At 25.9% G+C, this 12,697-nt stretch carries 12 protein-coding genes; 9 read left to right on the forward strand and 3 right to left on the reverse strand.

Features of this window, described 5'->3' with window-relative positions; all coding sequences use genetic code 11:
- Positions 1-205: 205 nt before the first annotated feature.
- The 7 genes from BM027_RS00555 to miaB all read left to right on the forward strand — a co-directional run bounded on the left by BM027_RS00555 (position 206) and on the right by miaB (position 7,777).
- Positions 206-850 carry a pentapeptide repeat-containing protein gene (locus BM027_RS00555; RefSeq protein ID WP_090087614.1) on the forward strand — a complete coding sequence of 215 codons (645 nt, stop codon included), beginning with the start codon at positions 206-208 and terminating at the stop codon, positions 848-850.
- 95 nt (positions 851-945) lie between these two features.
- Positions 946-1,134, forward strand: a complete 189-nt coding sequence (locus tag BM027_RS00560) for a hypothetical protein (RefSeq protein WP_090087618.1) — start codon at positions 946-948, stop codon at positions 1,132-1,134.
- Between the two features lie 160 nt (positions 1,135-1,294).
- Positions 1,295-2,509 (forward strand): BaiN/RdsA family NAD(P)/FAD-dependent oxidoreductase, encoded by a 1,215-nt coding sequence (locus BM027_RS00565; RefSeq protein WP_090087621.1) that lies wholly within the window; start codon positions 1,295-1,297, stop codon positions 2,507-2,509.
- A gap of 81 nt (positions 2,510-2,590) precedes the next feature.
- Positions 2,591-3,244, forward strand: a complete 654-nt coding sequence (gene cmk / locus BM027_RS00570) for a (d)CMP kinase (RefSeq protein WP_090087625.1) — start codon at positions 2,591-2,593, stop codon at positions 3,242-3,244.
- A gap of 28 nt (positions 3,245-3,272) precedes the next feature.
- Complete coding sequence (locus tag BM027_RS00575) at positions 3,273-5,180, forward strand: bifunctional 4-hydroxy-3-methylbut-2-enyl diphosphate reductase/30S ribosomal protein S1 (protein ID WP_090087630.1); 1,908 nt, start codon at positions 3,273-3,275, stop codon at positions 5,178-5,180.
- Between the two features lie 247 nt (positions 5,181-5,427).
- Positions 5,428-6,279 (forward strand): GNAT family N-acetyltransferase, encoded by an 852-nt coding sequence (locus BM027_RS00580; RefSeq protein WP_090087635.1) that lies wholly within the window; start codon positions 5,428-5,430, stop codon positions 6,277-6,279.
- 163 nt (positions 6,280-6,442) lie between these two features.
- Complete coding sequence (miaB, locus tag BM027_RS00585) at positions 6,443-7,777, forward strand: tRNA (N6-isopentenyl adenosine(37)-C2)-methylthiotransferase MiaB (protein ID WP_090087639.1); 1,335 nt, start codon at positions 6,443-6,445, stop codon at positions 7,775-7,777.
- Between the two features lie 227 nt (positions 7,778-8,004).
- Here miaB and ybaK read toward each other — a convergent pair whose 3' ends face one another.
- Complete coding sequence (gene ybaK / locus BM027_RS00590) at positions 8,005-8,481, reverse strand: Cys-tRNA(Pro) deacylase (RefSeq protein ID WP_090087643.1); 477 nt, start codon at positions 8,479-8,481, stop codon at positions 8,005-8,007.
- A 695-nt stretch (positions 8,482-9,176) separates the two neighbouring features.
- Here ybaK and BM027_RS00595 point away from each other — a divergent pair.
- Entirely contained in the window at positions 9,177-10,166 is a 990-nt protein-coding gene (locus tag BM027_RS00595; RefSeq protein ID WP_090087646.1) for a tyrosine recombinase XerC, read from the forward strand.
- 330 nt (positions 10,167-10,496) lie between these two features.
- Here BM027_RS00595 and BM027_RS00600 read toward each other — a convergent pair whose 3' ends face one another.
- Together BM027_RS00600 and BM027_RS00605 are read right to left on the reverse strand one after the other, a co-directional pair.
- Positions 10,497-11,003: a hypothetical protein gene (locus BM027_RS00600; protein ID WP_090087650.1), complete on the reverse strand. Its 507-nt coding sequence runs from the start codon at positions 11,001-11,003 to the stop codon at positions 10,497-10,499.
- 307 nt (positions 11,004-11,310) lie between these two features.
- A complete protein-coding gene (locus tag BM027_RS00605; protein ID WP_090087653.1) occupies positions 11,311-11,736 on the reverse strand; it encodes a hypothetical protein in 426 nt (141 codons plus the stop codon).
- A 288-nt stretch (positions 11,737-12,024) separates the two neighbouring features.
- Here BM027_RS00605 and lexA point away from each other — a divergent pair, with 288 nt between their 5' ends.
- Entirely contained in the window at positions 12,025-12,633 is a 609-nt protein-coding gene (gene lexA / locus BM027_RS00610) for a transcriptional repressor LexA (RefSeq protein ID WP_090087657.1), read from the forward strand.
- Positions 12,634-12,697: the final 64 nt, after the last annotated feature.

The raw sequence follows: 12,697 nt of genomic DNA on the forward strand, positions 1-12,697 counted from the left end.
TATTTTTTATGATGTAAAAAATAATGAGAGTATAAGTTAATAAGATATTAATAATATTTTTTAAAAATCAATTTTATATTGTAGATCATTTTATATATTTGTTCAAAGTTATGGTAAAATAAATATTATGAATATAAAACATAGCCAAAAAATAAGACATTATAATAAAGTTAAAATTTATTAGGAAAAATAGAGGAGCATAAATATGTCGGATTTAAATAAGTTATTAAAACCTAAACTATTAAATTTTTTAGAAGAAGATAAGGATATTAACTATTCATTAGGTAATGAAAAGTATCTTTCAAATAGTTTAATTAAAGATTGTACAGTAGATTATATAAATGAAGAAAAGGTAGAAATAAACGGTTCTCATTTTATAAATGTTGTATTTTACGAGTGCTCTTTTAGAAAGATAGATTTATTAGATGTTGTATTTGAAAATTGTGATTTATCAAATATTGATTTTTTAGAAGGTAGTATACATAGAGTAGAATTTAAAAATTGTAAGCTTACAGGAAGTAATTTTAGTGAATGTAGTTTTCAAAATGTATTTTTTTTAGAATGTTTAGGAAAGTATTCTTACTTTTCATATTCAAAGATGAAGTTAATAAATTTTAAAGATTGCAATATGGACAATGTAAGTTTTTTAGAATGTAATTTTAATAAAATATCTTTTAAGAACTGTAATTTAGTTCAAGGAAATTTTACAAATACAATTCTTAAAGGAATAGATTTTACAGATAGTGATATTTCTTCAATTATATTAACAGGAAAAGAGCTGAGAGGTTCAATAGTATCACCAATGCAAGCTATGGAATTAGCTAAGATACTTGGGGTTATTATTAAGTGAGTTTCCAAATTTGATTATATATGCTGCAATAAGAAATATTCAATTAATTTTTATTAAAGTGACGATTCTAATTATATTAGTGATGGAGTGATTTTATGAAAATGCAATACGATAAAATAGATATTATATTCAGATTAATTTATGGTGTTTTAGCTATGATGTACATCTTTGTTTTTATGAATAAGTTGAAAGTTTCTTCTAACGTAAACATAATTGTTTGTTTTAGTTTTATAGGCTGTTCAGCTATTTATAGATTTGTTAGAAGAAAATTTATAAAAAAGTAGTCTCTTGAATATTTGTATTATATTTTTTGTTAGGAAATTTGCCTACATAAAATAATTCAAGGTAATTTTTAAAATTAAATTAGTTATATAATAAGTCATACATATGCTGTATAATTGACTTTGATGAAAAATATCAAAAGAACTGGAGCTGATTTTTTTAATGAGTAAAGTTATTGTTATTGGAGCAGGACCTGCGGGTATGATGGCTGCAATAACAGCTGGAAAAGAACATGAAGTAATATTATTAGATGGTAATGAGAGGATTGGTAAAAAGCTTTTTATAACAGGAAAGGGTAGATGTAATGTCACTAATGCAAAGGACATATCTGACTTTTTTGATTATATACCTGGAAATCCTCATTTTTTATATAGTTCCTTATATACTTTTACGAATGAAGATACTATAAAATTATTTGAAAATGAAGGAATTAAATTGAAGGTTGAAAGAGGGGATAGAGTGTTCCCTGAATCAGATAAATCTTCAGATATAATTAGAGGACTATCTAATGCACTTAGCAGGGCTAATGTTAAAATTAGACTTAATTCAAAAGTGACGAATATAGGCGTTGAAAATGGCCAAATAACTCATGTCGAAATAAACAATGAAGAAATTTTAAAAGGAGATTACTTTATTATTGCAAGTGGAGGAGCTTCATATCCTTTAACTGGTTCAAGAGGGGAAGGACAAAATTTTGCTAAGAAACTTGGACATAAGATAGTTAAACTTACGCCATCATTAGTACCAATAGAAATTAAGGATAGTGCTACTAAAGATCTTATGGGATTATCTTTGAAAAATGTGGAAGTAACTATAAAGGATAATGATAAAATGGTATATAATAACTTTGGAGAAATGTTATTTACTCATTTTGGATTATCAGGACCTCTTATCTTAAGTGGAAGTAGATTTGTAAAAGACGGTAAATCTTATACAATTTATATAGACTTAAAGCCAGCATTAAATATTGGAGAACTAGATAAAAGAATACAAAAAGATTTTAAAAAATATTTAAATAAAGATTTTAAAAACGCATTAGATGATTTGTTACCTAAAAAATTAATTCCATTTATTATTTCTTTATCTGAGATTCCAGAAGAGAAAAAGGTAAATGAAATTACTAAAGAAGAGAGAAGAAAACTAGTTGATATTATCAAAGGAATGAAATTAGAGATTAAGGGATTAAGACCACTTGCAGAAGCGATTGTAACAGCTGGTGGAGTAAGCACAAAAGAAATTGATCCTTCTACGATGAAATCAAAAATTATTAATAATCTTTCTTTTGCAGGAGAAGTTATAGATGTCGATGCCTTTACTGGAGGGTATAACGTTCAAATTGCATTATCAACTGGATACATAGCAGGTAGCAATATTTAAGCATTCTTAAATATTATCTTGTTTGAACTAGTAAAAAATCATATAATTATATTAAAGGTTTTTAGAAATGAGGAAGAAATTTTGAGAATATCAGTAGCAATAGATGGACCAGCAGGAGCAGGTAAAAGTACAATAGCTAAATTAGTAGGTAAGGAATTTAACCTTATGTATATAAATACAGGAGCCATGTATAGAGCAGTAGCATTAAAATCTAAGGAGAATAATTTATCTCCCAAAGATATTGATAAAATATGTGACTTAATAAGTAGTATGGAAATGCATTTTGAAAATGATGATTTGATTTTAAATAATGAAAATATCCAAGATGAAATAACTCTTCCTGAAATAAGCAGTATCGTATCTTCTTATGCATCAATAGCAGAGGTAAGATCAAAACTTGTAAAGCTTCAAAGGGATATGTCCAATAAATTTGATGTAATAATGGATGGTAGAGATATAGGAACTGTTGTCTTAAAAAATGCAAGCTTTAAATTCTTTTTAACAGCAACACCAGAAGAAAGAGCAAATAGGAGATATAAAGAATTAAAGGATAGAAACATAGAATGTTCATATGATGAAATATTAAAAGATATTAAAAGTAGAGATTATAAAGATACTCATAGAGATATAGATCCATTAAGAAAAGCACATGATGCTATTGAAATTGATACTACAGGCTTAAATATATCAGAGGTTACGGAAAAAATTAATTCTTATATAAGACAAAAACTATAAACATATAGGAGCTAAGGAGAGTATACTAATGAGGGAAATAGTTTTAGCTAAAAACTCTGGGTTTTGTTTTGGCGTGAAAAGAGCTGTAGATGAAGCTATAAAAATACAAAAACAAGAGGGGAAAAAAATTTATACATTAGGACCATTAATACATAATAATGATGTAGTAGACTTTTTAAAAGAAAACAAAATATATCCTATTGAATTGGAAGATATAAATAATCTAAATAAAAATGACATCATTGTTATACGATCTCATGGAGTACCTGAAGGAGTATTAAAATCACTTGAAAAAATTGGATTAAAGGTTATAAATGCAACTTGTCCATTTGTAACTATTATTCAAAAAAAAGTTAAAAAATATTCAAAGCTAGGATATGATATAGTGATACTGGGAGATGCTAATCATCCAGAAGTAATAGGAATAAATGGCTGGTGTGATAACAAAGCCATAATTTCAAAGGATGGTAACTTTGCATGTGATTTACCATCAAAGGTTTGCGTGGTATCTCAAACAACTGAAAAAGTTCATAATTGGGAAAATATGCTTAAAAATCTTTCTACAAAAGTTAAAGAAATTTTAGCATTTAACACAATATGTGCAGCTACAGAGGTTAGACAAAGAAGCACATATAAAATATCAAGAGAAGTAGATTCTATGATAGTTATTGGAGGGAAAAATAGCTCTAATACTACTAAATTATATCAAATTGCAAAAAGTAATTGTGAAAATACAATACACATAGAAAATATAAATGAGTTGCCTAGTGAATTTATTAAAAGTAATATAAAAAAAATAGGAATTACAGCTGGTGCATCTACACCAGATTGGATTATTAAGGAGGTAATTGGAATTATGAATAACGAAGAAAATATTAATTATGATGATCAATTATCATTAATGAATAAACTTGATAAAAGGTTTTCAATTGGTGATAAAGTTGATGGCGAAATACTTTCAAAAAATAGAGATGCTATTGTAGTTTCATTAGTAGGATATAAAGCAGATGGAGTTATCCCATTTAATGAATTAACTTCAAAAGTAGAACCTACAAGCTTAGCGGAAAGCTTTAATATTGGAGATAAAATTAAAGCTAAGGTTATAAAACTACAAAATCCAGATGGATATGTTGTTTTATCACGATTAGAATACGAAAGAGAAGAAACTCTTAAAGAACTTGAAGTATTATTTAATGAGGGAAAAACTTTTAATGTAACAATTAAAGAAGCTAGAGAAAAAGGGTTAGTTGCATATTATAATGGAGTAAGAATTTTTATTCCAGCTTCACAAATTGATACTAAGTTTACTAAAAATAAAGATATGTTCGTTAATCAAACGTTAGAGGTTAAATTAATAGATTACTCTATTAAAGATCCTATAAAGATAATTGCATCAAGAAGAGTATTATTAGAAGTAGTTAGAAATGAAGAAGAAGCAAAGGCCTGGGAAGTATTAAATATTGGAGATATAGTTAAAGCAGAAGTAAAAAGATTCACGGCGTTTGGAGCATTTGCAGAAATTAATGGAATAGATGGTCTATTGCATTTGTCACAAATATCATGGAATCATGTTAAAAATATAGAAGATGTATTAAAGAAAGGTCAAATCATAGATGTTAAAATTATTGGTATTGACAAAGAAAATAAAAAGTTGTCTTTAAGCAGAAAAGAATTACTTTCAAAACCTTGGGATAATGTTAAAGAAAAATATCCAGAAGGATCTATAGTGCTTGGAAAAGTTGTAAGACTTAATGATTTTGGTGCATTTGTGGAATTAGAGCCTGGTGTAGATGGTTTAGTTCACATTTCAAAGATTTCATATAACAGAATAGAACATCCCTCGGAAGTTTTAGCAATAGGTGATGAAGTTAAAGCTAAGATTTTAGGGGTAGATGAAGAAAAGAAAAGAGTGAGTTTAAGTATAAAAGATATTTAATTATGTATTAAATGACAAGAACCTAAATATAAATTATATGAGGGTTCTTTTTTTATGCTTAACTGCAAATTACTCAATTATCACAACTTATAAATTGATGATGTATTTATAAATATGTTTAAGACTGTATTGTATTCATATGACAAATATAATTTAGAGATTTCAAGAAAAATTAGTAATTAACTAAAATTGACTAAAATTATTAAAAATAATATACTTTATTTATTATAGAAGTGAGGAAAATTTTATGATTATAATAGAAAAACTATCATTAATTAATATAAAATATTTTAAAAGATTATATAGTGAAAGTAAATGCAAATGTATATATAATAAAGATTTTTTTGAAATCTATAATACAAAGTCCTTTATTTCACAGTATATAAAAAGAAAACAAGTAAAGTTATTCAAAATTAATAATAAATATATTGGATATTTGTGGTTAGAATATCCATTAGAACAAATTTACAAAATTCTAGCTCTTTATATACAAGATGAATATATAGATAAGGTAAAAAAAGAGTTATCATTACTATTATCTAATAAATCCTTAGTATTTGATTCATTAGATAATAAATTAACTTATCAAATAATGAGAAAGCTAGGATTTAAACCGGTGAGAATAACTTTATTAATGAAACTTGAAGCTTCTAATTGTAAATTTTATCAATATGATATAGATAACTTTAAGTTTTTTACTGAAAATGAAGATGAAAAGCTAAGATGTTTTGTTCAAAATTCTGTATTTGATGAAAATAATAGAATTCCTTTAGTTCCATATGATATACATTTAGAAGAAGATGAAGACTATTATATAAATGATTTTTGCGTATTTGTAATGAGAGGATATAAAGCTATTGGATATGGGCAAGTTATTTTTAGACAAGGACTATATACTATAGTTAATGTAGGGATATTAGAAGGGTATAGAGGAAATGGATATGGAGAAAAATTAATAAGATATTTAGTACATTTATGTTATAAAAAAAATGTAAAAGATGTGCATATACAAGTAGAAACAACTAATTATAACGCATTGAAGCTATATACTAAAGTGGGATTTAAAGAATATGGTAAGATTACAACATGGACTAAGTGATTCTATTTAGTAATTATTTTAAAAAATTCATTAATACTAAAATAAAAAACTTTTAAAAAATGCATAAATTTAATATAATATAGATAGTGCATAGTAAAATGCAATAAAAAGTTTAAAATATAGGCTAACTAAAAGATGCTTTATACAAAGGAGATTATGATATATGTCAAATACTATAGGTTTAAAATATTATATAGAAACCTGGGGCTGTCAAATGAATGAAGAAGATTCAGAAAAACTTTCAGGTATGTTAAAGAGAATAGGCTATATCCACACTGAAAATAGGGAAGAAGCTTCAATAATATTATTCAATACTTGTTGTGTTAGAGAAAATGCGGAAAACAAAGCTTTTGGGAATTTATGGATGCTTAGAAGACTTAAAGAAAAGAATCCTAATTTAATTATAGGAATATGTGGTTGTATGATGCAACAAAAAGGAATGGCAGATAATGTTCTAAAAAGATTTCCTTTTGTAGACATTATTTTCGGAACACATAATGCATATAAATTTCCTGAGTACTTACATAGAGTACAAACTGAAGGAGTACAGGTTAAGGAGATATTAGACAAGGAAACAGAAATAACAGAAGGTATTCCAATAGATAGAAAAAGTGATGTAAAAGCTTTTGTAACTATAATGTATGGATGTAATAACTTTTGTACATATTGCGTAGTTCCTTATGTTAGAGGAAGAGAAAGAAGTAGAAAATATGAAGATATAGAGAAAGAAATTAAAGAATTAGTAGCTAACGGATATAAAGAAATAACCTTATTAGGCCAAAATGTTAATTCTTATGGTAAAGGACTAGAAAATGAAATTACTTTTGCAGATCTTTTAAGAAAAATTAATGAAATTGAAGGTATTGAGAGAATTAGATTTATGACATCTCACCCTAAAGATTTAAATTTAGATGTTATTAAAGCTATTAAAGAATGTGATAAACTATGTGAACAAATTCATCTTCCAGTACAAAGTGGATCAGATAGAATATTAAAAGAGATGAATAGACATTATAATAAAGAACAATATTTAGAACTTGCTAAAAAGATTAGAGAAGAAATTCCAGAAGTAACATTTTCAACTGATATAATTGTAGGCTTTCCTGGAGAAACAGAAGAAGATTTCAATGAAACATTAGAACTAGTTAAAGAAGTTCAATATGATGCTGCATTTACTTATCTTTATTCAAGAAGAAATCATACACCAGCAGACAAGATGACAAATCAAATACCTGAAGAGGTTAAGCATGAGAGATTTGATAGATTGGTTAAAGTGGTTAATGAGGGGATTGCAAAAGGAAATAAAGCTACAGAAGGTAGGGTAGTACAAGTTTTAGTTGAAGGTTTCAGTAAAAATGATGAAACAAAATTAACTGGTAGAACAAGAAATTCAAGATTAGTAAATTTTGAGGGTCCTATAGAATTAGTAGGAAAATTAGTAAATGTTAAAATTACTAAAGCTAATTCATTCTCGTTAATTGGAAAAATTGAGGAGTAGAGAAGAGTGTAACAATTTTACAACTCAATAGAAGAGTATAAAGCTAGTATTTACAAAACACATAGTTTGTAAATACTAGCTTCATTTTATTAAACAACTTTATGCTTTTGTTTAAATACTTCGCTCTGTTTTAAAACATAGCCAAACACTTAAGGGCAGTTTCTTTAATCTTGTATAAGAATATCAAAAAAATTGCCTCATAGATATCTTACAAAAGTGAATTTAAGTTATTTTATGATATCTTCAAATGAACAATCTATAACTTTTTCAAGATCATTTGGATTCATTTCAATTTGGTATCCTATTTTACCAGCACTAAATACTATTGATTCAAAGCAAAGAGCTTCTTCTTGTAGGAAAGTCTTGAATACTTTTTTCATTCCGAGTGGGGAACACCCACCTCTGATATATCCAGTAATCTTATTAATATCTTTAACATGAATCATTTCTATATTTTTTTCATTGGCAACTTTGCTCGCCTTTTTCATGTCTAATTCTTCAGCAACAGGAATTACAAAAACATAAAATTCTTTAGAATGTCCTTGAGTTACTAAAGTCTTAAATACTTGATTAACATCTATGTCTAATTTATTTGCAACGGCCACGCCGTCTATTTTTCCATCTTTGTTTTCATAACTATGAGTTTGATATGTAATCTTGTGTGTATCTAAAATTCTCATAGCATTAGTTTTTACTTGAGCCATAAAAGTTTTCCTCCTTAAATTTAAAAAAATATTTAAATTTTCATTTGTTTTCAACTCTAAAAGTTGAGCATTTGAATTATCATATACATATATCTATAATTATACAGCATTAGTACTTTTTTAACCAACCGCTAAATATATTAAAATTATATAAAACTGTTTTTTAATACTATGAATTGAACTTTTTATCGATAGTAGATTTCCTAATATAATTTAAAAGTTGAATTCATTTATTTCTCAGAATTGATGTTATAATTTATTGAATATAAGTAATAACTTTCAAAAAAATAAAAATTATAATATTTTAAAAGTCTTTGAAATATTATAATAAGTTAGCGAAGTTTGTAATTTATAAAATGGCTATATTTCATAAATCAACTCAAATGTATTATATAAGAATATGATAAAACATAAAACAGCTTACACATCATAGATTCGAATAATGAAGATATAAATACAATATTTAATGTATTATATAGTTAAACTAGATTTGGGCAATATATATATGATGCTAATAAAAATACCAATCAATAATTTCGCTAAATATACATTTAGCGAAATTATTGATTAAATTTAGAAATACTGTTATAATATACTTAAAGCTAGTGGACAAGCCATTTTTAAGTGCTTTTGCTATTAAAATATACGTTTTTCACATTTGCTTTTAAATTATATAGATTAATTAGGAGAAAAAAATGAAATATGATATTAATATATTAAAGAATAATAATTTACCAGAATGTGTAATGGATTTTTTAAATTATTTAGAAACAATTAAAAGCAAATCGCATAATACAATTGATGCATATAGAATTGATTTAACTATATTTTTTAGATTTATGATGATATATAAAGGCTTTGTAAAAGATGATAAAATTGAATTTGAAGAAATAGATATAAGTAATATAAATATCGATTTCCTTAGAGATATTAAGCTTAGAGATCTATATGCTTTTATGTCATTCACAGAAAAATATAGAGAAAATAGTGCTTATGCAAGAGCTAGAAAAGTCGCTACATTAAAGTCATTTTTTAAATATCTTCAAGGAAAAGCCAAAATTATTATTGATAATCCAACAATTGAACTTGAATCTCCTAAGATAAATAAAAGGCAACCGGTTTATCTTACTTTAGATCAAAGTTTGCATCTACTCCAATCTTTAGATAAAAATGATAAAAACTATCAACGAGATTATTGTATTTTAATCTTGTTTTTAAATTGTGGTATGAGACTTTCAGAGCTTTGCAGTATTCAAAGAGACAAAATTAGAAATGACACTTTAACCATTATTGGTAAAGGTGATAAAGAAAGAACTGTTTATTTAAATGAAGCATGTTTAAAATCTATAAATAACTATTTAAAAGTTAGGAATGATTTAAAAGCTTTACCAGTTCATAAAAAATTTCTATTTCTTTCTTCAAGAAATAGTCCAATAAATAAAAGAACGGTTGAAATAATGATAAAAAAACATATAACAAATGCAGGTTTAACAGATGCTAAATACACTCCTCATAAATTAAGGCATACTGCTGCTACCCTTATGTATAAATACGGAAATGTAGATATAAGAAGTCTTCAAAGTATTTTGGGACATGAAAATATTTCAACAACTCAAATTTATACTCATGTTGATGACGATACATTGAGAGATGCTGTAAAATCAAATCCACTTTCAAAATTATAGTATCCCCTCCTTTTTTATATCTATATTAGTAAATTTGATTTTGAATGAAAAGTAAGAGTAACTTTTAAATCAAAAATGCTTTACTACTCTACTATTAATATGAAATTTAGTATTGCTTTAAAAAGACATATTGAATTTCATATTTTTAAAAAAGTAACTACATTATTATAAACATAGCAACAATCACTTTACATAATATTTATAATGTAATTATAATATGAAATTCAAAATAATGTATCAACCATATAAAACTTCATAAAAAAGGATAAAATAAATTTATTGTTCTAATTTATTTTATCCTTTTGTTTAATATGTATTATTGATAATTATTTATGGAATTATTGTGTTTCCAAGGGTTGTATTAAACTGATCAATATATTTTTTGTCTTTTCCCTCATATACTATAAGGCTATTTCCTTTTCTATAATAGTAAGGTTTATTGGTATACCCTACATCAGCTCCGTTTATAGACATTCCATTAGCTGAAATTGTATTAATATCCGCTTGCAACTTATCAGCAGAATCATACTCGTAAATACGTACTCTATCATTTCCTAGCATATAATCCGTTTCTGTTCCTTTAAAGTATTCCTTTTTACCTTCTGCTGAATCCTTAAGTTTATACCCGGCATTTACAATATCATTTTTTAAATCAATTGCAGTATATTTTATATTATTTCCAACATTAGCTACGTCATCTTTAACTTTTTCAGCACTTTGTTCTATATTAGTTTTTGCATTTTTATCAGTAGTTTTTGCTGAATTACACCCACCTATTAATACTACAGTTGATAACATTGAAACTAAAGTTAACGTTAAAATTGATTTTCGTTTCATAAAATTCACCTCTTATCTAACAATATTTCAAAAGTAGTTTATGTGAAAATAAGTATTGTATACATCAAGTAAATAATTAGCTTATTTAACCTATGTAATATTTATTGCAACTTATATAATATATGTATGTATATATTTCTAAAAATCATTCTTCATTTGAATTTATTCAGTATCTCTATTATCTATTTAGAGGTTAACCATATAGATAATGAATTATATTAATTAGAACATCTATATAAAATACAACAGAACCAGTAACCTTAAAATTTAATGTTACTGGTTCTGTTATTTCATTAATTTATCATTTTTAGTTCTTATTTTTAAATCTTCTTACACCAGGATATATTTCTTCTGTCATGTCTTCGATATTTGATTCATCAAACATTGAAGAATCATCTAAATATTCAATATGATCAAATGCATCTTCATATTCTGAATCTTCTACAGATTTAACTTCTTCTAATTCCTTGAAATTTTGAAATTTAGCATATAAAGCTTTTAAATCAACCTTATTTTCTTCTAACTCTTTTACTTCTTCAACATCTAAAGAAGCTTTTAAATCATTTAAAAATTCTTCTTCTAAGATCTTATTTTCTTCTTTTGTTTTTGCAATATCTTCAATTTTAATTGCTTTAGTGTCCATACCACTAATTTCTAGGCATTTACCACAATTATCACATAATTTATTTTCATATATATCACAGTAATCATCCTCAGTATATTTACTTTTCATTTATAGCACACCTCTATTTCTAATATGAAATCATCATTATATTATATCAAAACCACTCTTTTAAAGCAAATTTTAGAATTGCTTATTTTAACAAAGTAAATCTTGAAATTTTTATCAGAGATTCCTTAGTATATCTTTTGAATAGATATGAGCTTGCTTGTAGTCTTAATAGTAGATATAGATAGACTTCTTACTGCACTTTTTAAAATAATCATATAACAGAACGTAAGTTTGTTATATGGTAAAAGCTATGTTATAATATCTGTAAAGATAGCGAGGTGCATAAGAATGATAGAGAGCAAAGATAGGCAATCAGAAATATATGAATTTTTAAAAACCTATACAGAGAATAAAGGATATCCACCTTCAGTAAGAGAGATATGTGAAGCTGTTTCATTAAAATCAACTTCAACTGTACATGGTCATTTAAAAAGATTAGAAAAAAAAGGTCTTATTAAAAGAGATCCGACAAAACCAAGAGCACTAGAGATAGTTGAACTTTCTAATGCTAAGAGAGAAATGATTAATATTCCTGTAGTTGGTAAAATAACAGCGGGAATACCTATACTTGCTACTGAAAATATAGAGGACTCTTTTCCTATATCTCTTGATTACATAAAACATAACAACGAATTATTTATATTAAGAGTTTCTGGGGAAAGTATGGTTAATGCAGGAATTAGAGATAATGATTTAGCTATTATCGAAAGTTCTAATGAAGCATTAAATGGAGATATAGTAGTTGCTTTGATTGGTGAAGAAGCAACAATTAAAAGATTCTTTAAAGAAACTAATCATATCAGATTACAACCTGAAAATGATACAATGGATCCAATTATCGTGGATGATTGCCAAGTTCTCGGGAAATTAGTGGGAATATTTAGATCTTATAAGTAAAAAAGAGGATATATGAGCACAATGCGATACATTGTAAATAGTGCTCATATATTCTCTTTTTTAT

The sequence above is a fragment of the Clostridium uliginosum genome (assembly GCF_900112485.1).
GTDB lineage: Bacteria > Bacillota > Clostridia > Clostridiales > Clostridiaceae > Clostridium > Clostridium uliginosum.